Below are 21,294 nucleotides of genomic sequence, written 5' to 3' on the forward strand. Positions count from 1 at the left end.
TCAGTCGGCCATCGACGCCATCTCAGTCGTCGAGCGCCGCGTCGGGCCGGTACGACCGGCTCACGACCCGCCACACCCCTGAGCGGAATCGATAGTAGGTCACCGCTGCGGGAACCGCCGTCTCGACGACGAGTGAGGCGTACAGCGCGAGCTTTCCGAGCGGTGTGACGTAGCCGAGATACGCCAGCGGGAGGGCAAACAGGTACATCCCGGCCAGCTGTGAATAAAACGGCCAGCGCGTGTCGCCGCTGGCACGGAGTGGCCCGACTGAGCCGCCGTCAACGCCACGGAACACAACACTGGCACACGCGACGGCGACGAACACCGTCACCAGCGGGAGCACTGTTGGATCCGAAACGAACAGACGGGCGATGCCCCGCGAGAACGGGAGCAGCGTCGCTGCGACGACGATGTACACACCGATACTCAACCGGAGAACCGTCTCCGCCCAGACGGTTGCCTCACCCTCGTCGCCGTCGCCGAGTGCCTGCCCGACGAGGCTGCTCGATGCGAGGCTTAACCCCCAGTTTGGCGTGTCAAGCAGCGCCCGGACGCGAAGCGCCACGACGTACGCCGAGACGACGCCGGGCCCGAACAGGCCGACGATGAACAGCCGAGGGAACTGCGCCCCGGTCCGTGCGAGGTTGGCTCCCACGAGCGGGGTCCCGGTTTTCGCGAGGTCTCGGCCCAGTCTCCGGTCTAGGAACGGCCGCGACACCGGAATCCGGACCGGGAACGCGCCGATTATCGGCAGGCCACCGCGAGCCAACCCAACGGCGAACCCGACCGTGACTAGCACGTTCGCAATGACTGTGCCCAGCGCCGCACCAACGACGCCGAGGCCGAACCCGAAGATGAAGACGGCGTTCAACGCGATGTTAACGACCCCGCCGCCGGCCCGCAACAGCATCGGCGTCCAGGCGTCGTCGGCCCCCACGAGCGTCCGGCTCCCGATGAGGTTCAGTGCGGCGAAGGGGACACCGAGGGCGACGATACGCAGGTACTGGACCCCGTATCCGACGGCTTCGGACCCCGTTCCGACAAGGTCGACGAGCAGTCCGGGGACGCCCCAGTACGCTGCCGCCAGCGGGAGTGTCAGCCCCAGCACGACAGCGGCGCTGGTCGTGACGGTGACGGCCAGTTCCTCGCTGGCGTCGGCACCGTAGCGCTGTGACACCATGCCGATAGTCCCGCCGGCGACGCCGCCGCCCAGCGCGAACACCAGTTCCCAGAACGGCGCGGCGAAGCCGACGCCGGCGATGGCGGTCGGTCCGAGCGCTAGCCCGACCATCGCCACGTCGACCGTCGACTTCGACATCCGCGCGAGTCCGGTGACGATGCGGGGCCAGGACAGGTCCGTCGCCCGGCGGACCCGCTCGCGCTCGACGAGGCCGAACCGCGCGAGCAGGCTGCCGACGAGTAGCAGGACGCCACGGACCGGATTGTACGTGGAGGGCACGTGTTCGCCACTGCTTTGCGGTCGAACCCGAAAGATGTTAAGAAAGGGGAGCCGCCCTCACAGGGTTTATACAGCGCCGCTGCAACGACCGGATATGGATACGGAAGCGGCCATCCGGCACGGGACGATGCAGGTGACGATCCTGTTGCTCGTCGCGGCCGCGCTGGCTATCGGCTTTGGCGTCGCCGGGGTCGGCGCGTCCCTGCCGATTGTCGTGGGCCTGCTGGTACTGACGGCTGTGCTGTACGCCGTCCGTCCGGACGAGAACCGATTCGGTTCCGTCGCCGGTGTCAATATGGACGGCGTCGTCCAGTCGCTGTGGCTCGCGCCGCTCGTTACGGCTCTACCGCTGCTCGTTCGCCTGTCGGCCACACCCGGCGAGGTCCAGGCCATCGGCGGGCTGCTCGGGCTCGCGGGGATGGCGAACTACTTCCTGCGCCCGGTGTACCTGCTGGGCTACGACCTCGTCTCCGCGGTTCGAGAAAGCGTCGGTCGGGCGAACGGGCGGTAAGAATCAGTTCGATTCACACTCTTGTCGCAATCCTCGATACCGCCTACGACTCTCGGATTCGCTACTCCGCCGTCGCTTCGCGGATTTCCACCACGTCGGCGTCCGTCTTGAACGTCGTGCCGCCATAGTGCGTTCGGGAGGCCTCGTAGCCGGCGTCGCGGAGCTTCTCGATGAACTCGTCCATGGCTTCCGCGCCGCGCCCCCAGCGCTTGCAGAGGCGGTGCTGGTCGTAGTGGGTCGGCGTGTCGATTTCGTCGCTGAGCGTCGCAAGCAGTTCTTTGGCTTCGTCGGCGGTGCCCATCTCTTCGGTCACCTGCTCTGAAACGGCGCTGACGAACTCGGGGTCACAGGTCCGACCGAGCCAGATGGGCCCGGCAGTCTGGAGGTGCTCGTCACAGACCGGACAGTCCTCGGGCGGGTCGGCGATGAGACCGTAGTCGTGGTCGCGCCAGAGGCAGTGCTGGCAGTGGTGGACGTAGCCGAGTTCGTCGATGCAGTCGTTGGCGACTTTTGCGCCGTGGTCGAACTCTAGATAGGTCCGGGCGTAGTGCTTGGTCGCGTGGCTGAGAATCGGCCGGGCGGCGATGTCGTAGCGGGCCGCCGTCCGGATCATCGCTGACAGGAGGACGCGCATCCCCATCTCTGCGTGGAATTCGGTGTTTCGCGGCACCGCGCCATACGAGCGGACGCCGCTCTCGAAGTGCGCCCCACACAGCGGCGCGGTGTCGGTGGCCGTCACACAGAGGAGGTGCTTGGTTCCCTGCACCGCCGCGTCAGCGAAGGGAATCGGCGTGCCGAAGGGGTCCACGTCGACCACGTCGAACGCCTCGGAGTGCATGAGCACGTTCGCGTCCGACCGCCGGACTGAGGCCGCGAGGTCGTTGCGTTCGAGGTTCTGTTCACACAGCGCCGTCGCGTCGTCGTCGATGTCACACAGCGTCGTCTCCCAGTCGTTGGCCGCCGCGCGGACGCCGCGGATGCCGCTGGCGGCGGTGGCGTCCAGATACGTCGACACGCGGGGGGTTCGCTCTCGGTAGGCCCGTAGCGCCGCCACGGTGATGTCTCGGTTCAGCTCCTGTACGGGGTTAAAGAACACGTCCGCACCCTTCCCCGCCTCCGGCTGTTCCGGCACCGTGATCGTCACCCGGCCCTCACTGACGCGCATACTCACCGGTCCGCGCGGGCGCCGTTAAGTCGTTCGAACCTGCTCGTTGGGTCTGCTGTCTTTCAGACTGCTGTGAACAGCCAGAAAGTCCCACCCGATGTTGCTGGTGTAATCGCACTCAGTTCGGCCGGAAGGCCGTCTCTGTGACTGCCACACTCACCCTGCTTCGGCGGCCGTCCGACCCTTGGGCAATCGAACGCTCACCGTCGTCCCGTCGTTCGTGTCGAAGTCGAGGTCGCCCTCAAGCGTTGTCGCGGTCCAGCGGACGAGCCAGAGGCCGACGCCGCTGCCGTGGTTCAGGTCCGTCTCGCGGCCCCGCTCCAGCACGCCGAGTTCGTGTTCGGGTACCCCGGGGCCGTTGTCGCTGACGGTCAGCACAACCTCGTCGCCCTCTGTTGTGGCGCTGACAGTGACGGTGGCAGCCGGCACGTGCTGAAGAGCGTTCTCGACGAGATTGGTAAGCAAGATTTCCAGCAGGGCGGGCTGGGTCGTCAGTTGGAGGTCATCGGGTATCTCCACGGCGACCGAGCCATCGTACTCGTCGCGGACAGTTTCGACGACTCCGGCGGCGAGGTCAGCCAATGCGACGGATTCGAGGGCTGCGTCGCCAGCACCCGCTTCGGCGAGGGTCCGGGCCTTCTGGCCGGAGTCGACCAGACGACTGACAGACTGCTCGATGGTTGCCGCGTAGTCGGCGTGGTCGCCGTCGAGTTCCGTCGCCAGCAGTTCCGCCCGGGCCTGGATGACGACGCTCTCGTTGCGGACGTTGTGTCTGAGAAAGCGATTGAGTACTTCGAGACGGCGCTCGCGGCGAATCTCTTCAGTGATGTCTTGGAAGACAACAGTGTACCCCAGTTGCGTGCCCGTCTCGTCGCGGAGCGCTGTCTGCCGGACTTTGAACTCGCGATGTCGACCACCGGCCTCGATAGACACCCGTGAACTCCCGCCGTCGGTCGCGATATCGTCGTCGCCCAGAAAGTCGTTCAGCGGCTCCGTCAGTGCTTCGTACTTGTCGATGGCGAGCATCCCCTCGGCGGCGGGGTTGAGGTTCACGACCCGGCCCTGTTCGTCGACGATGGCGACGGGCGTGGCGATGTCGTGGATGGCTGCTCGCTCGCCGGCTCGCCGGGTCGCCGGGTGGAACTCGAACATATCGCTCCGGACGAACGCGTACAGATCCAGCCCGACGTGGGGCAGGAACAGGAGCGTCGTCAGATTCACCGCTGGAACCGGCCCGATACCGCCGGCCCACAGCAACACCGCGGCTCCGGGCGGTATCGGACTCAGGCCGACCGCCAGCGCCTCACGCCGGTACAGTGGGCCGTAGCTGACGACCGTATCGAACACCAATAGGGTCCCGAAGCTAACGAACAGCATTGCGACGATGATCGTGAGCAGCCCCACCGGCAAGACGGCGTAGTCGGCCCCCGCGCTGCCGGCAGCCGGTACGACCCGGAAGCCTTGCCAGACCACAGTATGGAGTGGGTTTGTGACGACGAGCGCCGTTTCGACGAGCGGTAGCACCGCCACGCCACGGTACCAGCCACTTTCGAGGACGTTCGTCCGACCTGTGTATCCCAGCGCGAACGAGAGAAAACAGAAGCCGATCCAGATGATGCCCAGCCAGGACACCATCTCCAGGGCGAGGCGCAGTGTCGGGTCGAACACCAGCAGCGCCGCGCCGTAGCTGAAACACCAGACCGTCTGCGTGACGATGGTCGCCACGAACCACTGCGCGCCGGGCTTGTCCCAGTGTGCCCGGAGCTGGGCCAGCAGATACAGCGACCCGAATCCCGAGGCAAATGAGCCCAGCGCCAGCCACGGGAGGTCGAGGTTCATGCCGGAATAAATTTGTACTCCGTGTTTATGTTTCTGGGCACAGTACAAGCATTGATAACTTCTCGCCGCCGGTGGCGAGCCAGCTGGAATCTGGCTGCTGAAGCCGACGCCGTTTTGTCACCCCTTTCCGTAGCACGGATGTGACTGATGTCGAGGAGTGGGTGGCCGACCTCGAAGCCGCCGGTGAGCTGACCCCCGATGCAGTGTCGGCTATCGTCGCCGTCCACGATGACCGCGGCCACCAGGCTATCGAGGCCGTCGGCGAGAGCCGCGTCAAGCAGTACCGTGATTTCACGGTTGTCGTCGGCCACGACGACGAGTACATCGTTGAGGACGGCGGCTGTACTTGCGCCGACAGCGAGTACAACCTCGATGCCGAGGACCCCGACCAGCTCTGCTGGCACGCTATCGCCGTTCACATCGCCGAGGCTATCGACGCCGTCGACGAGCACGATATGTGGTACTCTGAGGTCCGGGAGTTTCTGTAGACCCACCTTTTTCCCGCTCGGGTGAGCGCTACGCGCTCACCTCTCGCGGTAAAAACGTGGGCGAAAAACGCGCGAATCGCTCCGCGATTCGCGTGAAACCGCGCGCCGTCGGCGCGCAGTATGCTCGTGCCACAGTTTCTGTAGCGCTCTGCTATCGTCTCTCCTGCTACTTCGTTACTGCACTGACTTGCTACTGCATCGTCCCGCTACCGCTCTACCGGCCGCCCAGCCCCGTACGTGATCCGCCCTTCCAGCGAGAACCGGAGTACTGACCGGGAGCCGAGGTCGAGCGACCAGAGCGTGTCGGCCCGCTCGTGGTCGCCCAGGTCAACGTGGACGCGCCCGCTCAGCGGTGCGGCCCCCAGTTTCCCCGGAACTCGATCGGTGTTCGTTCCAGTCGTCCCTCTCGAACTGCGTAACTCTCGATGCTCTCCCGGCGCTCCCAGGTTCGGGGCCAGTCGATGCCGACTGTCGCCACGCGGTCGCCGTTCTCGACGACCGTCGTCTCGCGACGGGTCTCGTCGTCGTGGTGGGTGATGTCGGCGACTGTCTTCGGATAGCCCCAGATCTCATCGCCGAGGGCGCGAGCGGGTTCGGTTGTCACCGGGAGCGACCAGATGTAGCCGCCGACATTGCGTGTCAACAGTGGAAGCAGCGGTGGCCGCTGCCCGTCCGGTGTCGCCGCGACTATCACCGCGAACTCGTCGTAGGGCGTCATCGCATCGTCGCCGATACGGTGGTATTCGACGGCGAGGAGCACGACTGCGGCCCGTCGGGCCGTTGCCCGAACCGGCGTCAGCCCGTTGGGCAGCAGCGACTCGGCAACGTCGTATCGTGCCGGGAGCACCGCCCCGGCGGCCGTCGCCTCGGTGACAAGTGGGAGCGTCACCTTGTGGCCGGTCGACAGCCGAACCCGGTCGCAGTCAGACAGTTTTGTCACCGCAGCCACCGCCCCAGAAACGCGCTCGCTCGACCGAACCCGCGGTGAATCGGGTCCTGCAACCGCGCCGGGAGCCAGTGGGTCCATCGGACGAATGTAGCGAACGCGCCGACCGGATAGCGGGCCTTCGGCGGGTCGTCGGTCGCCGCGGCAAGCACCGTCGCGGCGACGGTCTCCGGCGTCGTCGCCAGCGGCCCACCGGTGAGAACCCAGCCGTCCTCCAGCGCGTCGTACGTTCCGTCGTAGGTCGGTGTCCGGGCCTCGGCACGTAGGTTCCCCAGCGCGCCGTCGGCAAACCACGTCTCGACCCACGCCGGTTCGACGAGCGAGACGTGGATGTCGTCCGCGCCGGCCACCTCTATCCGTAGTGCGTCGGTCAGCGACTCGACGGCGGCTTTGCCGGCCGAATACGCGCCGAGTCCGGGTGAGGCGGTGTGGCCCAGCACGCTAGAGACGGTGATGATGAGCCCGCCATGTTCGCGCAGCTCGGGGAGCACTGCCTGTGCGAGTCGGTGTGGGCCGTGGACCAGCACGTCGAACTGCTCGCGGGCGGCGTCGGGCGAAACGTCCTCGACCGGGCCGGCGACTCCGTAGCCGGCGTTGTTCACCAGACAGTCGAGTCGTCCCGCTTCCTCGATGATGTGGTCAACGACAGCCTCGACCTGCTCGCTGTCGGTCACGTCGAGTTCGAGACACCGACAGCGATCGCGGAGGTCGTCGGGAAACGCGCTTTCGATGTCCGTCGCGTAGACCGTCCAGCCGTCGTCGGCGAACGCCTGCGCCGTCGCCGCTCCGATACCAGACGCTGCCCCGGTGAGCAGGACGACAGAATCCCCTGTAGACATACGAATTCCGAGTCGAGAACTCAGTGGTCGAGACAGTAGTCGACGTAGTTCCGGAGGATGCGCAGCCCCGTCTCGCCCGACTTCTCCGGGTGGAACTGCGTGCCAAAGACGTTGCCGGCGTCGTTGGCGACAATCGAGGCAAAGTCCGTCCCGTAGTCCGTCGTCGCCACCGTCGCGCTCTCGTCGTCAGGAACGGCGTAGTAGGAGTGGACGAAATAAGCGTGTTCGCCGTCGATGCCCTCCACAAGCGGGTGGTCCCGCGTCACGTCAAGCTCGTTCCAGCCCATGTGTGGCACGGTCTGGTCGCGGCTGAACCGGACGTTCTTGCCCGGAATGAGGTCCAGCCCCTCAGCGTCACCCTGCCCTTCGTGGTCGGCCTCCTCGCTCGTCGTCAGGAGCATCTGCATCCCGAGACAGATCCCGAACAGCGGCTTGCCGGCCTCCACCTGCTCGACCAGCGCCTCGCGGAACGGGCCGGCGTTGTCCATCCCTTCGGAGAAGGCTCCGACGCCGGGCAGGACGATGCCGTCGGCCGCGTCGAACTCTGCGGGGTCCTCCGAGAGCGACACGTCTGCGCCGGCGCGTTCGAGCCCGCGCGTGACGCTCCGGAGGTTCCCCAGTCCGTAATCGACGACGACCACGTCCGCGGTCGTCTGTCTGACACTCATACTTTTTCGTAGGCGAACGGGGGGTAAGTGAGTTCCTGTTCGAACAAGCCTTCGGCACAGCCATTGTCAGGCATGTGGTCCCGATTGCGTTCACACGCCCTGTCCTGAGGGTATCAAAAATGAGAATGGACCAGCCCAGTTTTATTCACCTACCGCATACAGCCGCTAATGATTGATCTTACAGAAGTCCTGTACGTCGACGGTAACGTTCTCATCGCTGAATTTCCCGAAGAAATGGAGATGACAGACGAGACGTTCGCGAAAGTCAATGAACGGTTTGAGGAACTCGCCTCACAGCCGGCGGTCGACACGCACATCTCAAATCTCCAGATGGAGGCGTCACTGAACGACGACGTATTCACGCGAGCACAGGAGGCCGCTGAGGCGGGCAAGGAGTTCGGTATCACGAACTGGGTCATCGTCTCCGAGGGGATCAAGAAAATGGCGCTCAAGAGTCAGGTCGGCGAGATTCCGGGTGTTGACATTTCACTGGTCGATACCAGAGCAGAAGCGATGGATATCGCAGCGAACTAGCGCTTTCCAGCGCACTATCTGACTGTTTTAAAACTCGCCGAGTCGCGACTGACCGCTCTGGGCGTCGGTAAACTCCGCGGCAGTCGTCAGTGCGGCCTCGAACGTCTCTTTCTGGCTCGGATCGTACAGCGTCGCCGCCGGGTGGACGGAGACGAGAACGCGGCGCGGCTGGCCGGCGATAGCCACGTCGAACACGTCGCCCGCTTCGCCGGTGACGGCGACATCACGCTCCAGCAGGTGCTCCGCCGGCACTTTCCCGAGCGTCACGACGACTTCGGGGTCAACACGGTCGATTTCCGTCTCCAGATAGTCGCGGCAGTTCGCGAGTTCGCCTGTTCGCGGGTCGCGGTTGTCCGGCGGGCGACAGCGCACGCAGTTGGTGATGCGCACGTCGCCGCGGTCGAGGCCGGCATCACGCAACCCGTCATCGAGCACGTCGCCGCTCCGCCCGACGAACGGCTCGCCCTGTTCGTCTTCGTTCGCGCCGGGGGCCTCCCCGACGAACAGCAGGTCCGCGTCCGCGGGGCCGACGCCGTTGACGATGCGCGAGCGCGAGCCACAGAGGTCGTCACAGCGCTCACAGCCAACGACGTCGAGGCCGTCCATCTGCTCCATGCACCGTTGTTTGCACCGGGGACTCTCAAACGCAGCGGTCCGCCGGCAGGCATTCGACCGCAGACGCTGGCCGCGATTACTGCTTTACACCGGTTGCTTCGATCTGCACCGCCGCGTCGTTCGGCAGGCTTGCAACGCCGACGACGCTTCGTGACGGTCGCTGTCCGTCGAAAAACGCCGCGTACGCTTGCTTGACCGCTGGTAGCTGGTCCATCTCTGTGAGGTACACCGTCGTCCGCAGCAGGTCCCGCGGTTCGAGACCGGAGTCGGCAGCCATGGCACGAATCTGGTCGAGCGCGGCCAGCGTCTGTTCCTGAACGTCGCCGTTGCGAGCCGTGTCCGCGTCCGGAACCTGCCCATCGAAGAACAGGAGCTGGCTGTCCTGCTGGCGCTTGCCGTACACGCTGTGTTCTGTCGGCTGGTCGCCTTCGTACCGGGTTACGCTACTGTCGATGTTCGTCTGTTCGTTCGTTTCTGCGGGCTCTACAGCATTCCTCGCCTGCGTCTTGCTCTCTGCCATTGTATGCATACAAACACAGTGCCAGCTAATCAGGATACGTTTAGCTATTACTAACTGTAGGTAATGATGAGGCAGTAATCGCTAGCGAGATGCTTTCGGGCCGCAGATCTAACTTAGCAATAGACAACTTTCCGCTGTGGCTCCTGACAGCAATAACTCTGGCCTGTTCCACTGTCTTGACGGCCAGTGTCACAGCGCCGCCGGTCGGCCACTACCGCCGTCCGACTCACTCCATTTCGACCAGTCCACGTGCTGCCAGTCGGGACACCCGAAGCGGTTCCGGACGGCCGCCCTCCGGCGTGAACGCCCGGACGACATCTGCGGCGGCGCTGTCGTCGATACCGACACTCCGAACGTACACTGTCTCGTCGTTCACCGACACCGGTCGGCGCTCCGGCTGGGCACGGTAGGTCGCCAGTCGGTCCTGTACGGTATCGGGGTCGTCGAACGCCTCGCGGATGGCCCCTTCGAGCCCCGGCGAGGACTCGAAGGTGATCGAGAGGACCGGCAGGTCGGTGTGGTCGTGAATTCGCTGGAGGTCGAGGACGTTGAACCATGCCGGTGCGAGACCCGCCACCAGCAGGTAGCGGATGTCCTCGCGGTCCAGTCGGTCGACCATCGCACACACTGTCTCGGTTGCGTCGCTCCCGCCGACCGTGGCAGTACTGAAAACAAAGCCGTCGGCCACTCTACTGGCGCGAACGACAGCGCCAGCGAACTGACTGGTTTCCGCTCGGTACGACTCCGCCACGCCGAGGGCCCGTGCCCCTGCTTTCACGTGTTCTGGTTGTCTTTGATGTCTTCCAGTCTGTCGAGTAGTTCGTCGTTCGACGCGGTGAACTCGTACTCGATGTCGCCCTCGTGGGCGTTTTCTTCAGCATCGAGGCCGTCTTCGTCCTCGAAGTCTGTGTCGTACTCCTGATTGTCTTGTTCCGATTCGTCGTAGCTCCCGAACCCCATGGTACGTGTACAACTATGACGTTCATAGTAAAAAATCACTCGCCGACTCCAGCGTGTTAGCGCGTTAACACGACGTTCTTCGGTCTCACTCTCGGAAGCGTCTGTAGCGACTGGCGGTCGGGACAGTACACTCAAGCGGGCCGCGCCACAGGCTTCGTGTATGGACGTTCACAACGTCACCGCCGAAGCCGAGACATTCACCTGCAACGCCTATCTCGCCATCGGCGAGCAGACGACCCTGATCGACGCCGGCGCGATGCGTGGCGTCGTCGATGTCATCCGCGAGCATACTGACACGCTCGACGCCGTCGTGTTGACCCACCAGCACGGCGACCACGTCCAGCGACTCGATGCCGTCCTCGACGCCTTCGACGCGCCGCTGTACGCCTACGGCTCCCATCCCCGCCGGGACCACGAACTCGCTGACGGCGACACGCTCACCGTCGGCGACGAGGAGTGCGAGGTCGTGTACACGCCGGGCCACGCCGATGACCACGTCTCACTCGTCTCGGAGTCAGCCCTGTTCTCCGGCGATGTGGTCGTCCACGACGACGGCGCGTTCGACGACGGCTCCTTCGGCCGCACGGACCGCCCCGGCCAGTCCCGCGAGCGCCTCATCGAGAGCATCGAGCGCATTCTCGACCGTATGCCGGCAGGCGTCGAACACATGTACTCAGGTCACGGCGACACCTTCCACGGCGACGTTCGCGAGGTCGTCGAGCGCGCCCTCGAACGGGCCGAGCGCCGTGAGCCGAAGTATCCCGACGACTGACCACTCGAAACCGGCGCAACGCTCTAGTGATAGGGCCGATATTCGACGCTATGAACCAGCGACTTCTGACGGGGACGGCCCTGGCGCTCTCCGGCGTCGTACTGGCCGCGATGCAGGTGCTCCACGCGGTCCAGCAGACCCGGATTCCGGTGGCGGTCGCGGTCGATGCGCTCCCCTTTGCGGCGATGGGCCTCGCGGTAGCGTACGCGGGCGTCTGGCTCGCCCGCGACACGGCATTCGAGGGGGCCACGTCCCGAGTGGCCGCGTGGGCCGCCGGCGGAACCGTGACGTTCGCTGCCGTGGCGGCGCTCCTGTTGTTCAGCCAGCGTGTGACTTCTGGCTCACTTGCCCGAGCATCGTACCTGACGGTGGACCTCGTTACCGTCGGTGTGCTGGCGGGCGTTCTGGTCGGCCTGTACGACGCCCGGAGCCGCAGTCGGCTCCACGAACTCGCGGCCGAGCGTGACCGCATCGAGGCCTTTGCTGGTAAGGCGGCCGACGTGAACAACTACGGACGCGCTATCGCCAGCGCCCCCAGCGTCGACGGCGTCGCCGCCTTCGTCGTCGAGGCCTTCGGCACGATGACCGGTATGGAGGAGACGGCCGTCATCCGGCTCAGGGACGGCGATGCGGTGGCGCTCGCGAACACGGTTCGGACCGTCCCGGTTGATGTCGTCGCCGAATTCGCGCAGGAAGTCGAGACACAGGAACAGGGCGCGGTCACCGTTCACGACCGCCCGTTCCCCGTCGACATCCCCGAGGTAGTCACCGATTGTGTGTCGGCGGTGGTTCTGGACGACGAGGGCACGACGACAGTTGTCATCTCGGTCACGACGGACGAGACGACTGTCGGCGAAGAAGACCGGAAGCTGCTGGAACTCATCGTCTCACACGCGTCGGTTCGGATGGCAACGCTCGACCGCCAGTCAGCGGACAAAGAACCCACTGGGCAGTAGCCGAGTGGTGACGAACTGCCACCGGATGCCGGCGGCAACTGACCCGAAAATCAGGCGCTGCGGGTCTCTTTCGCCTTCGGACGCAGGTTACCGTAGCCGCACTTCCGGCACTGTTGGGCGCGCTCTGGGTTCCGAGCGTTACACCGCATGCAGATCTGCTTGTTGAGGAGTCGGTCGGACGCTGTCTCGAAGCTAGCCATGCGCGGTCATTCCCGGTGCGCGCGTTTAAGCTTTGAGTTTCGGCCCGGGACCGATTCAGCGTGGAACGACATTGAAAGACAGGGAGACACTGCCAGCCGTCGCCGGCTTTAGATGCCCGAGCGGCGAAGCCGGAGTATGTACGACCAGGTCGCAGACCTTCCGGTCACTGTCGAGAGCTGTGCGTTCGAGCGTCGAGAACGGGCGACCTCCAGCGGATTCGACCGGGTGACGACCGTTATCCGGCTCTCCGGCGCGGGCGAGACCGGCAGCGGCGAGGACGTGACGTACACGACCGAGGCCCACGACGCGCTACAGGACAGCGATGCGTTGCCGGGCGAGGGGACTCCGCTGGCCGGCGAGTACACTGTCGATTCGTTTTCGGAAGCGCTGACTGAGGCCGACCTGTGGCCCGCACCACCAGACGAGGAACGGTTCCGTCACTACCGCCGCTGGGGATTCGAAAGCGCGGCGCTTGACCTCGCGCTGAAACAGGCCGACACGGACCTCGGGACGGCACTCGGCCGGCAATACGACCCAGTGAACTTCGTCGTCTCGACGCGGCTCTCGAACGCGGACGACGACACGCCGCCGACGGCCGACAGACTGGCGATGCTGTGTGAGCGCTACGGCGACCTTTCGTTCAAACTCGACCCGACGCCGTCTTGGAGTGACGCCCTTGTCGACGAGCTGGCGGACTACGACGTTCGAGTGCTGGATCTGAAAGGGCTGTACGAGGGGACAGATGTCGATGTCGAGGCCGACCCCGAGTTCTACCACCGCGTCGTCGACGGCCTCCCTGACGCGCTGGTCGAGGACCCCGACCTGACCGACGCGACGCGGCCGGTTTTTGACGGGCAAGAAGCACGCGTCACATGGGACGTACCCATCACCGGCGTCGAGAGCATCGAGTCGCTGCCGTTCGAGCCGTCGTGGCTCAACATGAAGCCGTCCCGTTGCGGGACCGTCGAGTCGGTGCTTGCGGCCATCGACTACTGCGAGGAACACGGCATCGACCTGTACGGCGGCGGCCAGTTCGAACTCGGCGTCGGCCGTGACCACATTCAGGCGCTGGCCTCGCTGTGTTACCCTGACGGGCCGAACGACGTTGCGCCTGGGGGGTACAACGACCCTGACCCGGACGCGGACCTGCCGACGAGTCCGCTTACCCCACCTGATGCACCGACCGGCATCGGGACCGGCTTCTGGTAAGCGGCCTTAGAAATGAAGCCGAAGCTACATTATTGTACGGATACTAACTATTGTCATGCGATGCCAAGCCTGCGGAGAACGCATCGACGACGTGCTGGAGGCACACGCACGGCAAGCCTGTCCACACTGTGATGCGCCGCTCCTCGAAAAGCCAGCAACGCCCCAGTGACTACTCCTCGGCGAGGTAGTCGTCCTGCACGTCGATGATGTCGCTCGAATCCTCGCAGTTCGCGTACCGTTCCAGCGGTTCCTCGTTCAGTTCCAGAAACGTGTGGCCCCAGGAGAATGTCGAGAGAATCCGCTCGGCGTGATCGCGCTCCCCGAGAATGGCGAGCGCACCGGCGAACGCTTCGACGGTATTGAGCTGGAATGCCGTTCCGTAGTTGACCGGATTGCCGGCGACGAGGAACGGGAGCGAGCGGTGCACCCCTTCGAGGTCGAACGCTTCCCGTTCGGCAGTCTCCCATGAGCAGTCGAGTGCGACCAGACGGCTGTGGCGAGCGCCGTCGCCGGGGGTCGGTCGGTCCGCCGGAGACAGCGCCTGCTCGGCGAAGGGGTTGAGCACGATGCCGGGCGGCGTCGACCGCGTCGCGCGGTGGAGTTCGGCCTCGTCCATCCGGGCCAGTTTCCGCGCGCTACATTTATCGGGGTCGTCGTCACCCTCGTACCGGACGTGCAGTTCCACAGGAGCGCTACTACACTGGCGAATAAAAGCGACTCGTTCAGTGACACTGTGCAAACACTGTTATAGCCGGGATTGGTTGTACAACGTGTGATTTCAGAGGGGACGGCGGCACCACTGTTCGAACTGCCGGCGCTCGTCGATGGCGACTGCCAGCGAGTCGAGCTATCCGACTATCTCGGCGAGGACGTAGTCATCCTTGCGTTCTATCCGGCGGATTTCAATCCGGCCTGTGACGACACGTCCTGTGATCTGGACGAACTCGACCTCTTTACGATGCAGAAGGACGTAACTATCTTGGGCATCAGCCCGGATTCGGTGTATAGCCACCGGGCCTTCGCCGACCGCTACGGCCTGAAAGTCCCGCTCCTGTCCGACACTGACCACGATGTCGCCCGCGAGTACGGACTCGACTTTATCGACGATATTGGTCAGCAACTCATCGAGCGCGCTGTCGTCGTCATCGACCACGACGGCGACGTGCAGTACGCCTGGAGTACCGACGACCTCCAGCAACTCCCTCGTGTCGGAGAAATCAAGGACGCTATCGCCGACACCGGTGGCGACGACACCGCGTTCGCCCGCTACCGTGTCGGCCACGCCCACTACACTGAGGGACGGCGCGCGTTCACGTCGGCGATGGCGGCCTTCCGCGACTCGGAGTGGATGGTCGCACAGGGCGACTTCCAGCAGGCACGTGAGGAGTTCGCCGACGCCGAAGATCACTTCGACACCGCTGTCCGGTTCGTCGACGACGAGTCCCTGAAACCGATCTACGAGGACACAAAGACAAAGGCGAACTCGCTGTGGCAGGCCAGCGACTGGCTTACACAGGCCGCCCGCGCCTACTCTAGCGGGAACGGAGCGGAGGGCCAGCAACTTCGGGACGACGCCGAGCGGCCACTTGAAGCCGCCCGCGGCTACGAGGAACCACCCGACCCCGACGGTCCGTGGCCACCAGATCTGGCGACGCTGGAAAAGGACGCGGACGACGACCGGCCGGCGTTCCTCACACAGGACGAGACAGCTGTGGATACATCGCTCGACGTGGATATCGACGCGGAAGTCGAACGGACAGACAGCGAACTGGCGGAGACGGCATCACCGGCTACCGAGTCTACGCTTGAGTCGACGCCGTCGCCTGAAGCAGCCGATACAGCCGACGAAATGCGAGACGCAGCTGACGGGGCGACGGCAGAATCAGCAGAGGGGACGACGGCGGGGACAGCTGAGAAGGCGACGGACCCGGCGACCTCGCCCAACGAAACGCCTGCTCCCTCGGATCAGTCGACAGCGGCGGAATCTGCTGCATCGCCGGCCGACGACTCGCCGCCGGAATCAGCGTCAACGCCTGACGGCGAGGGTGAGATTTCGGATGTCGACGACACCGATATCGAGGAGATTCAGGCCGAACTGGCCGCCAGCGAAGCCGAGACCGAGCCGACCGACCCGCTGGAAGAGCCGACCGCGATGGTCGAAGCGCCGCCCGACACGGTCGCCAGCGTGGACGACGACACCTCGACACAGGATGCGTCGGACGGCGAGCAGTCGACCCCTGACGCGTCATCGGACGCCGCTACCGCCTCTGAGACGGAGACTGACGACACAGTCGAACTGGATCTGGCCGACCCAATGGCCGACGGTGACGGCGGCGACACGAGCGAATCTGCGGCCGAATCCGGGCCAGATGACGGTTCTGACCCGGAGACAGACGGCGAGCAATCCGACGCGGAGAGCGATAGAAACACGCCTGCGGAACCCGAATCAGACCCGTGACGCGACCTGCCCTTCTGCAGCGGACACGGGCCTACTACGACGCCATTGACGATGACGACTACGACCAGTTGGCATCGCTGCTCGCCCCGTCGTTCGTTCACGACCGCCCTGACCGGAGCATCGAGGGCCGGGACCGGTTCGTACAGTTCATGCGCGAGGAACGGCCCCAGACAGACACCACGCATCCGCTCGACGGCCTCTACTGTCGCCAGGAAGACAGCGCGGTTGAGCCGGCTGACGGCGACGACGCGTCGACGGCAGCGGTCGTCGCCCGCGGCCGCCTGCTCGATGCCGACGGTGAGCGTATCGTTGGCTTCGTCGATGTGTTCACGTTCGCTGGGGACGATATCGAGCGCATCGACACGTACACACGCTGATTCCTGCCGCTCGTGGAGTTACTATTTCACTGTCCCGGCAGCGACAGCCGAGCGCCGTACATCGACCCGTCGGTTTCGGTCCCGACGAGCGCGTCCACGGTCCACGGCGTCTCGCTGACTGCGGCACGGAACCGTGACGGCGCGACCAGTAGCAGGTCGGTCCACGGGCCGGCCAGCCCGTCGTACTCGACACGGAAAGTCCGGTAAGCGACACCGGGCTGGACGTGGTGGGACGCGTCGGTCTCCGGGTCTGCTCGGTCGAGCGTGTCCATGTCGGCGACGAGACAGCCACCGGGCCGCGTCACCGACGCCAGTTCGGTGAGCGTCGTCCGGAGGTCGGCCAGCGAACTGCCAAGGCCGAGTTGTTTGCCCAGCGCAACGACCGTCTCAAACCCGTCACCCGGCGGTCGTGGGAGGTCGCCGACCACGGGACGCTTGACGCCGCGCTCGCGGGCGACTGCGACGGCCCCGGGACTCCGGTCGACCGCCAGCACGCTGTGGCCGCGCTCCTGCAGCGCAAGTGCGTGTCGGCCGACGCCACAGCCGGTGTCGAGGACGCGGCCTCTCACCGTCGAGAACAGGTCCCGCTCGGTGGGATGCCACGCCGATGGCGGCTCGAAGTAGCCCGAAAGATGTGCTTCGGTCAAATCGTCGTCATCGCGGCGGTAGCAGGGTTGCTCGGCGAGGTCGTCGCGATGAAAGTCCAGTACCATCCGGCCGAATGCGTCGTCAGCCATATCTCGACGGTGCTGGCGAACGAATGTAATAGTGTAATGAAATGTGATTTCGTGTAACACACCGCATGCAGACGACTGGACGCCGGCCGTGCGTAACGGACCGCGGTGGAATTAGTCCTTTTCGCCGGCTCCGACGGCGCTCTCGCCGATCTTCTCAGAGCCTTCGATGACTTCCTGACCGCCCATGTACGGACGGAGCGGTTCGGGCACGGTGATGGTCCCGTCGTCGTTCTGGTAGTACTCCATAATTGCGACGAGGACCCGGGGGACGGCGAGTCCGGAGCCGTTCAGCGTGTGGAGATAGTCGGCGGACTCGTGCCGCTCGGGGCGGTAGCGTAGACCAGCGCGCCGGGCCTGGAAATCCTCGAAGTTCGAGACCGAGGAGACTTCGAGCCAGCGGCCGCCGCGGTCGGGACCGTCCGCCATGTCGTCACCGGGGGCCCACACCTCGATGTCGTACTTCTTCGCCTGTGTAAAGCCCATATCGCCGGTGCACATGTCGAGCACGCGGTAGGGCAGTTCGAGGCGGTCAAGGACTTCGGCGGCCTCGTCTAGTAGCCCCTCCAGCCGGTCGTAGCTGTTCTCGGGCCGGACGAAGTTGACAAGTTCGACCTTGTGGAACTGGTGGACGCGGACGTACCCCCGCGTTTCGGTCCCGTGCTCGCCGGCCTCGCGGCGGAAGTTCGGCGAAAACGCCTGATGTTTGACCGGCAGGTCGTCGTCAAGCAGAATCTCGCCGCGGTACATGTTGGTGACCGGCACTTCCGCCGTCGGGAGCAGCCACAGGTCGTCGCTGTCGTAGTCGTCGTCCTGTCTGGCCCCGACGCGGTAGGCGTCCTCGTCGAACTTCGGGAGCTGGCCCGTCCCTTCCATCGAATCGGAGTTGACCGGAATCGGCGGGAGCACGTCGACGTACTCCTGCTCGCGGTGGACATCGAGCATGAACTGGATGAGGGCGTGCTCTAGGCGCGCACCTTCACCTTTGACGAACTGGTAGCCGCCGCCGGACACCTTTGCGCCGCGCTCGAAGTCAAGCAGGTCCAGATCCTCGCCGAGGTCGTAGTGGGGCACCACTTCGTCGGGCAGGTCCCGGAGGTCGCCGAACCCCTCGCGGTAGCGCTCGACGTTGTCTGCCTCGCCCTCGCCGGTCGGGACCGAATCGTGGGGGATGTTCGGCAGTTCGAGCAGGGCGTCTTCCAACTGGGACTCCAGTTCGTCGGCGCGCTCCTCGACGTCCTGTAGTTCGTCTTTGAGTTCCTGCGAGCGGTCGATGGCCTCCTGAGCCTCCTCGTCCTTGCCGTCCTGTTTGAGCTCTCCAATCTTGCTCGATACCTCGTTGCGTTCCTGTCGGAGCCCGTCACCTTCGGCTTTCAGTTCTCGCCACTCCTCGTCGATTTCGAGGATTTCGTCGAGGTCGACGCCCGTGACGCCCTTCCGTTCGATAGCGTCACGGACCGTCTCGGGGTTCTCCCGGACGAACTGTCTCGATAACATGGCCGACGGTTCTCGACGGCAGAAATTAGGCGTGTCGGTCCCGCGGTGGGCGACCCCGACCGTCAATGTCCGTCTCGCTACGCCTCGCCGCCGACCTTCACCGCTAGCACCGGCACCGGCGAGGCCCGGATGACCGACTCGGTGACGCTGCCGATAAGTTCCCGGGAGGGGCCGGTCCGTCCCTCCGTTGCCATCACGACGACGTCGATGTCGTGGCGCTCGACGTACTCCACGACTTCCTCGTGGGGAACGCCCTGCTTGACCGCCGTGGTCACCGTGTCGATGTCGGCGTCTTCGGCCTGTGCCTGCAGGTCGTCGACAGCCTGCTGCCCAGCATCGGCGAGGCGGTCGAAGATGCTGCTGTCCTCGAACTCGGGAATCTGGTCGACTACCTGCTCGGTTTCGAGGACGTGTAGCGCGTGCAGACTCGCATCGTGGCGCTCGGCGAGGTCGATAGCGTGTTCGGCCGCGGTGGCAGCCCCCTCGGAGCCGTCGGTCGGAACGAGTACGGCGTCGTACATACAGTGGTGTTTCTGAGTGCGGGTAAATGGCTTTGCCCTTCCTGATGCTTGGGTGTCACGACAGCCACAGCACAACGGTTTTGCCCCCGCCGGTCACGTGGACGTGTATGGGAATCGGTGACGTTTACGAGGTGACGGTCGGGGACTGCACGGACGTCCACTACGTTGACACCGGGATGTACGACGTAGCTGAGTACGGCTCCGTCTACATCATCGACGCCGAGCGACCGGCGCTGGTCGACACTGGCATCGGTGCGCGACACGAGAACATCCTCTCGGCGATGGAGTCGGTCGGTATCGCGCCCGAGGACTTGGAAGTCATTGCGACGACCCATGTCCATCTGGACCACGCCGGCGGGGCCGGGTATCTCGCCGAGGACTGTCTGAATGCGACGGTGTACGTCCACGAGTCCGGCAAGCGCCACCTCGTCGACCCCGAGCGACTCTGGGAGGGGACCAAACACGCCGTCGGCGACCAGATCGAGTTCTACGGCAAGCCGATCCCGGTCGCCGAAGACCGGATCGAGACGCTAACTGACGGCGACGTGATAGACCTTGGTGACCACTCGCTCGAAGTCCTGCACGCGCCGGGCCATGCGCCACATCAGGTCGTCTTCTACGACCCCGTCATCGACGGTGTGTTCACCGCCGACGCCGCCGGCATCTACACGCCGTCGACAGACGAGATGCACGTCACGACGCCGCCGGTCAACTTCACGCTGGATGGAGCCCTCGATGACGTGGCAATGCTGCAGGACCTCGACCCCGAACTCCTCATGTTCGGCCACTACGGCCCCGCGAAGACCGGTGACAAACTGGAAACCTACGCTGAGATCCTGCCCGAATGGGTGGCCGAAGTCGAACGTAAACGCGAGGAACTGGGCGACGACGAGGCGGTCATCGACTACTTCGTCGAGCGGGCTGACACCGATCTCTGGGGCGAGCGCAAGGGCCGTGCCGAGATGCGTCTGAACGTCCGCGGCGTGCTCGTGGCGCTCGATAACCGGGAAGAATAGGAGGCTTTCTCAAGGCCGGGCCACAGTGTCGTGGTATGCGCCGAACTGGCTCCGTGTCGCTGCTCTGTGCGGTCGTCCTGTACGCCGGCTCGCGGTTCGTCCGCCAGTTCGGCTTCGACGAGCGGCTGTTCGGGGTCGAACTCGAACCGCTGACCCTGATGAGCCTGACGCTGGCGTCGCTTTTCCTTGCGTTCTACGGGAGCTACACTATCTGCCAGTCGTACCTCTTCGCTCACACGCAGAACAAACGCCGCCGGCACGACGTGCGGAACGCCCTCCGGCTGACCTTCGGCATCCTCGGAATGATTGCGATTTTCGGCGTCGTCACCCGGGAATGGGTGAGCGTGCTGTTTTCTCTGGGCGTGCTCGGATTCGCGGTCACGTTCGCCCTCCAGCAACCGCTGTTCTCGCTTATCGGCTGGCTGTACATCGTGACGAAACGGCCCTATCAGGTGGGCGACCGCATCGCTATCGAGGAGATGCGCGGCGACGTCGTCGCGGTCGATTTCTTCGTGACGGAGGTGTGGGAGATTGACGGCGACCTCGTCTCCTCGAACCAGCCGTCGGGCCGCATCGTCACCGTGCCTAATAGTACGGTTCTGTCCTCTCGCGTCGTCAACTTCTACGGCGAGGGCGTCCAGTATGTCTGGAACGAGCTCTCGATACAGGTTGCCTACGAGACCGACTTGCAGTTCGCGTCCGAGGTGATGATCGACGTGGCGTCGGCCCACCTCGGCGACGAGATGGCCGAACAGGTCCGTGAGTACCGTGACCGCCTCGCTGAGACACCGGTCGAACTCGACGTGAACGAACAGCCGACAGTCAACGTCACGCAGGGTGAGTCGTGGGTGGAGCTTCGCCTCCGATATCTGGTCCACCCTCGTCGGGGGACCCGGATGCGGAACGCGCTGTACGAGGACATTCTGGAGCAATTTAATGAGCATCCCGACCGCGTGAAGTTCCCGGTGAGCCGGAACCGGTGAACTCTGGTGTGGGTCACAGAGGTCGA

The 21,294-nt window shown here is 64.7% G+C and carries 25 protein-coding genes; 10 read left to right on the top strand and 15 right to left on the bottom strand.

Annotated features, from left to right (window positions below; translation table 11 throughout):
* Positions 1-22: 22 nt before the first annotated feature.
* Entirely contained in the window at positions 23-1,459 is a 1,437-nt protein-coding gene (locus tag ACODNH_RS10700; RefSeq protein ID WP_434531358.1) for an MATE family efflux transporter, read from the bottom strand.
* Positions 1,460-1,553: 94 nt separating this feature from the next.
* Between ACODNH_RS10700 and ACODNH_RS10705 the strand changes: the two genes are divergently transcribed.
* A complete protein-coding gene (locus ACODNH_RS10705; RefSeq protein ID WP_306710135.1) occupies positions 1,554-1,970 on the top strand; it encodes a hypothetical protein in 417 nt (138 codons plus the stop codon).
* A 61-nt stretch (positions 1,971-2,031) separates the two neighbouring features.
* Here the strand turns inward: ACODNH_RS10705 and ACODNH_RS10710 are convergent, their stop codons facing one another.
* On the bottom strand, positions 2,032-3,135 hold the full coding sequence (locus ACODNH_RS10710) for a tRNA (guanine(26)-N(2))-dimethyltransferase (protein WP_306710137.1): 1,104 nt from the start codon (positions 3,133-3,135) through the stop codon (positions 2,032-2,034).
* Positions 3,136-3,291: 156 nt separating this feature from the next.
* The gene (locus ACODNH_RS10715) at positions 3,292-4,974 is read right to left on the bottom strand and encodes a histidine kinase N-terminal 7TM domain-containing protein (RefSeq protein ID WP_306710138.1); all 1,683 of its coding nucleotides are present in this window, start codon (positions 4,972-4,974) and stop codon (positions 3,292-3,294) included.
* Positions 4,975-5,114: 140 nt separating this feature from the next.
* Between ACODNH_RS10715 and ACODNH_RS10720 the strand changes: the two genes are divergently transcribed.
* Positions 5,115-5,462 carry a hypothetical protein gene (locus ACODNH_RS10720; RefSeq protein ID WP_306710140.1) on the top strand — a complete coding sequence of 116 codons (348 nt, stop codon included), beginning with the start codon at positions 5,115-5,117 and terminating at the stop codon, positions 5,460-5,462.
* A 346-nt stretch (positions 5,463-5,808) separates the two neighbouring features.
* Here the strand turns inward: ACODNH_RS10720 and ACODNH_RS10725 are convergent, their stop codons facing one another.
* Genes ACODNH_RS10725 through hisH form a run of 3 tightly spaced genes read right to left on the bottom strand, consistent with a single transcriptional unit; the run spans position 5,809 to position 7,915 of the window.
* On the bottom strand, positions 5,809-6,402 hold the full coding sequence (locus tag ACODNH_RS10725) for an acetoacetate decarboxylase family protein (protein WP_434531359.1): 594 nt from the start codon (positions 6,400-6,402) through the stop codon (positions 5,809-5,811).
* A complete protein-coding gene (locus ACODNH_RS10730; protein ID WP_306710144.1) occupies positions 6,399-7,247 on the bottom strand; it encodes an SDR family oxidoreductase in 849 nt (282 codons plus the stop codon). Before ACODNH_RS10730 ends, ACODNH_RS10725 begins: the two co-directional genes overlap by 4 nt.
* Before the next feature lie 20 nt (positions 7,248-7,267).
* Positions 7,268-7,915 (bottom strand): imidazole glycerol phosphate synthase subunit HisH, encoded by a 648-nt coding sequence (gene hisH, locus ACODNH_RS10735; RefSeq protein ID WP_306710146.1) that lies wholly within the window; start codon positions 7,913-7,915, stop codon positions 7,268-7,270.
* 168 nt (positions 7,916-8,083) lie between these two features.
* On the opposite strand from hisH, the gene ACODNH_RS10740 reads away from it, so the two are divergent.
* Entirely contained in the window at positions 8,084-8,449 is a 366-nt protein-coding gene (locus ACODNH_RS10740; protein WP_306710148.1) for a hypothetical protein, read from the top strand.
* Positions 8,450-8,476: 27 nt separating this feature from the next.
* On the opposite strand, the gene ACODNH_RS10745 is transcribed toward ACODNH_RS10740, so the two are convergent.
* The 4 genes from ACODNH_RS10745 to ACODNH_RS10760 all read right to left on the bottom strand — a co-directional run bounded on the left by ACODNH_RS10745 (position 8,477) and on the right by ACODNH_RS10760 (position 10,544).
* A complete protein-coding gene (locus ACODNH_RS10745; RefSeq protein WP_005536699.1) occupies positions 8,477-9,064 on the bottom strand; it encodes a uracil-DNA glycosylase in 588 nt (195 codons plus the stop codon).
* 76 nt (positions 9,065-9,140) lie between these two features.
* A complete protein-coding gene (locus tag ACODNH_RS10750; RefSeq protein ID WP_434531360.1) occupies positions 9,141-9,584 on the bottom strand; it encodes a RidA family protein in 444 nt (147 codons plus the stop codon).
* Between the two features lie 226 nt (positions 9,585-9,810).
* Positions 9,811-10,362 carry a DUF99 family protein gene (locus tag ACODNH_RS10755; protein WP_434531361.1) on the bottom strand — a complete coding sequence of 184 codons (552 nt, stop codon included), beginning with the start codon at positions 10,360-10,362 and terminating at the stop codon, positions 9,811-9,813.
* The gene (locus ACODNH_RS10760) at positions 10,359-10,544 is read right to left on the bottom strand and encodes a DUF5786 family protein (protein WP_004515979.1); all 186 of its coding nucleotides are present in this window, start codon (positions 10,542-10,544) and stop codon (positions 10,359-10,361) included. The genes ACODNH_RS10755 and ACODNH_RS10760 overlap by 4 nt, the downstream gene beginning before the upstream one ends.
* A 160-nt stretch (positions 10,545-10,704) precedes the next feature.
* Here ACODNH_RS10760 and ACODNH_RS10765 point away from each other — a divergent pair, with 160 nt between their 5' ends.
* Together ACODNH_RS10765 and ACODNH_RS10770 are read left to right on the top strand one after the other, a co-directional pair.
* Positions 10,705-11,316, top strand: coding sequence for an MBL fold metallo-hydrolase (locus ACODNH_RS10765; RefSeq protein ID WP_434531362.1), 612 nt, complete (start codon positions 10,705-10,707; stop codon positions 11,314-11,316).
* Positions 11,317-11,366: 50 nt separating this feature from the next.
* Positions 11,367-12,272: a hypothetical protein gene (locus ACODNH_RS10770; RefSeq protein WP_434531363.1), complete on the top strand. Its 906-nt coding sequence runs from the start codon at positions 11,367-11,369 to the stop codon at positions 12,270-12,272.
* Between the two features lie 50 nt (positions 12,273-12,322).
* On the opposite strand, the gene ACODNH_RS10775 is transcribed toward ACODNH_RS10770, so the two are convergent.
* Entirely contained in the window at positions 12,323-12,472 is a 150-nt protein-coding gene (locus ACODNH_RS10775; RefSeq protein ID WP_004515982.1) for a 50S ribosomal protein L40e, read from the bottom strand.
* A 136-nt stretch (positions 12,473-12,608) separates the two neighbouring features.
* On the opposite strand from ACODNH_RS10775, the gene ACODNH_RS10780 reads away from it, so the two are divergent.
* The gene (locus ACODNH_RS10780) at positions 12,609-13,682 is read left to right on the top strand and encodes a hypothetical protein (protein ID WP_434531364.1); all 1,074 of its coding nucleotides are present in this window, start codon (positions 12,609-12,611) and stop codon (positions 13,680-13,682) included.
* A 169-nt stretch (positions 13,683-13,851) separates the two neighbouring features.
* On the opposite strand, the gene ACODNH_RS10785 is transcribed toward ACODNH_RS10780, so the two are convergent.
* Positions 13,852-14,367, bottom strand: a complete 516-nt coding sequence (locus ACODNH_RS10785) for a DUF367 family protein (protein ID WP_306710165.1) — start codon at positions 14,365-14,367, stop codon at positions 13,852-13,854.
* A gap of 87 nt (positions 14,368-14,454) precedes the next feature.
* On the opposite strand from ACODNH_RS10785, the gene ACODNH_RS10790 reads away from it, so the two are divergent.
* Both ACODNH_RS10790 and ACODNH_RS10795 read left to right on the top strand, forming a co-directional pair.
* The gene (locus tag ACODNH_RS10790) at positions 14,455-16,140 is read left to right on the top strand and encodes a redoxin domain-containing protein (RefSeq protein WP_434531365.1); all 1,686 of its coding nucleotides are present in this window, start codon (positions 14,455-14,457) and stop codon (positions 16,138-16,140) included.
* Positions 16,137-16,517 carry a nuclear transport factor 2 family protein gene (locus tag ACODNH_RS10795; RefSeq protein WP_306710169.1) on the top strand — a complete coding sequence of 127 codons (381 nt, stop codon included), beginning with the start codon at positions 16,137-16,139 and terminating at the stop codon, positions 16,515-16,517. Before ACODNH_RS10790 ends, ACODNH_RS10795 begins: the two co-directional genes overlap by 4 nt.
* A 26-nt stretch (positions 16,518-16,543) precedes the next feature.
* On the opposite strand, the gene ACODNH_RS10800 is transcribed toward ACODNH_RS10795, so the two are convergent.
* The 3 genes from ACODNH_RS10800 to ACODNH_RS10810 all read right to left on the bottom strand — a co-directional run bounded on the left by ACODNH_RS10800 (position 16,544) and on the right by ACODNH_RS10810 (position 19,269).
* Complete coding sequence (locus tag ACODNH_RS10800) at positions 16,544-17,254, bottom strand: class I SAM-dependent DNA methyltransferase (RefSeq protein WP_306710171.1); 711 nt, start codon at positions 17,252-17,254, stop codon at positions 16,544-16,546.
* A gap of 111 nt (positions 17,255-17,365) precedes the next feature.
* Complete coding sequence (gene serS / locus ACODNH_RS10805; RefSeq protein ID WP_306710172.1) at positions 17,366-18,748, bottom strand: serine--tRNA ligase; 1,383 nt, start codon at positions 18,746-18,748, stop codon at positions 17,366-17,368.
* A gap of 77 nt (positions 18,749-18,825) precedes the next feature.
* Complete coding sequence (locus tag ACODNH_RS10810; protein WP_306710173.1) at positions 18,826-19,269, bottom strand: universal stress protein; 444 nt, start codon at positions 19,267-19,269, stop codon at positions 18,826-18,828.
* Positions 19,270-19,376: 107 nt separating this feature from the next.
* On the opposite strand from ACODNH_RS10810, the gene ACODNH_RS10815 reads away from it, so the two are divergent.
* Both ACODNH_RS10815 and ACODNH_RS10820 read left to right on the top strand, forming a co-directional pair.
* Entirely contained in the window at positions 19,377-20,285 is a 909-nt protein-coding gene (locus ACODNH_RS10815) for an MBL fold metallo-hydrolase (protein ID WP_306710174.1), read from the top strand.
* 35 nt (positions 20,286-20,320) lie between these two features.
* Positions 20,321-21,268, top strand: a complete 948-nt coding sequence (locus tag ACODNH_RS10820; protein ID WP_306710176.1) for a mechanosensitive ion channel family protein — start codon at positions 20,321-20,323, stop codon at positions 21,266-21,268.
* The last annotated feature ends 26 nt before the right edge of the window (positions 21,269-21,294 follow it).

Origin of the sequence: Haloarcula sp. NS06, from assembly GCF_051122755.1 — an archaeon.
Lineage (GTDB): Archaea > Halobacteriota > Halobacteria > Halobacteriales > Haloarculaceae > Haloarcula.

Excerpts from the sequence above, each read along its gene's own strand:
- ACODNH_RS10705 (WP_306710135.1), top strand. The coding sequence starts at position 1,554 with ATGGATACGGAAGCGGCCATCCGGCACGGGACGATGCAGGTGACGATC.
- ACODNH_RS10710 (WP_306710137.1), bottom strand. The coding sequence starts at position 3,135 with ATGCGCGTCAGTGAGGGCCGGGTGACGATCACGGTGCCGGAACAGCCG.
- ACODNH_RS10715 (WP_306710138.1), bottom strand. The coding sequence starts at position 4,974 with ATGAACCTCGACCTCCCGTGGCTGGCGCTGGGCTCATTTGCCTCGGGA.
- ACODNH_RS10730 (WP_306710144.1), bottom strand. The coding sequence starts at position 7,247 with ATGTCTACAGGGGATTCTGTCGTCCTGCTCACCGGGGCAGCGTCTGGT.
- hisH (WP_306710146.1), bottom strand. The coding sequence starts at position 7,915 with ATGAGTGTCAGACAGACGACCGCGGACGTGGTCGTCGTCGATTACGGA.
- ACODNH_RS10740 (WP_306710148.1), top strand. The coding sequence starts at position 8,084 with ATGATTGATCTTACAGAAGTCCTGTACGTCGACGGTAACGTTCTCATC.
- ACODNH_RS10745 (WP_005536699.1), bottom strand. The coding sequence starts at position 9,064 with ATGGAGCAGATGGACGGCCTCGACGTCGTTGGCTGTGAGCGCTGTGAC.
- ACODNH_RS10750 (WP_434531360.1), bottom strand. The coding sequence starts at position 9,584 with ATGGCAGAGAGCAAGACGCAGGCGAGGAATGCTGTAGAGCCCGCAGAA.
- ACODNH_RS10760 (WP_004515979.1), bottom strand. The coding sequence starts at position 10,544 with ATGGGGTTCGGGAGCTACGACGAATCGGAACAAGACAATCAGGAGTAC.
- ACODNH_RS10765 (WP_434531362.1), top strand. The coding sequence starts at position 10,705 with ATGGACGTTCACAACGTCACCGCCGAAGCCGAGACATTCACCTGCAAC.
- ACODNH_RS10770 (WP_434531363.1), top strand. The coding sequence starts at position 11,367 with ATGAACCAGCGACTTCTGACGGGGACGGCCCTGGCGCTCTCCGGCGTC.
- ACODNH_RS10775 (WP_004515982.1), bottom strand. The coding sequence starts at position 12,472 with ATGGCTAGCTTCGAGACAGCGTCCGACCGACTCCTCAACAAGCAGATC.
- ACODNH_RS10780 (WP_434531364.1), top strand. The coding sequence starts at position 12,609 with ATGTACGACCAGGTCGCAGACCTTCCGGTCACTGTCGAGAGCTGTGCG.
- ACODNH_RS10800 (WP_306710171.1), bottom strand. The coding sequence starts at position 17,254 with ATGGCTGACGACGCATTCGGCCGGATGGTACTGGACTTTCATCGCGAC.
- serS (WP_306710172.1), bottom strand. The coding sequence starts at position 18,748 with ATGTTATCGAGACAGTTCGTCCGGGAGAACCCCGAGACGGTCCGTGAC.
- ACODNH_RS10810 (WP_306710173.1), bottom strand. The coding sequence starts at position 19,269 with ATGTACGACGCCGTACTCGTTCCGACCGACGGCTCCGAGGGGGCTGCC.
- ACODNH_RS10815 (WP_306710174.1), top strand. The coding sequence starts at position 19,377 with ATGGGAATCGGTGACGTTTACGAGGTGACGGTCGGGGACTGCACGGAC.
- ACODNH_RS10820 (WP_306710176.1), top strand. The coding sequence starts at position 20,321 with ATGCGCCGAACTGGCTCCGTGTCGCTGCTCTGTGCGGTCGTCCTGTAC.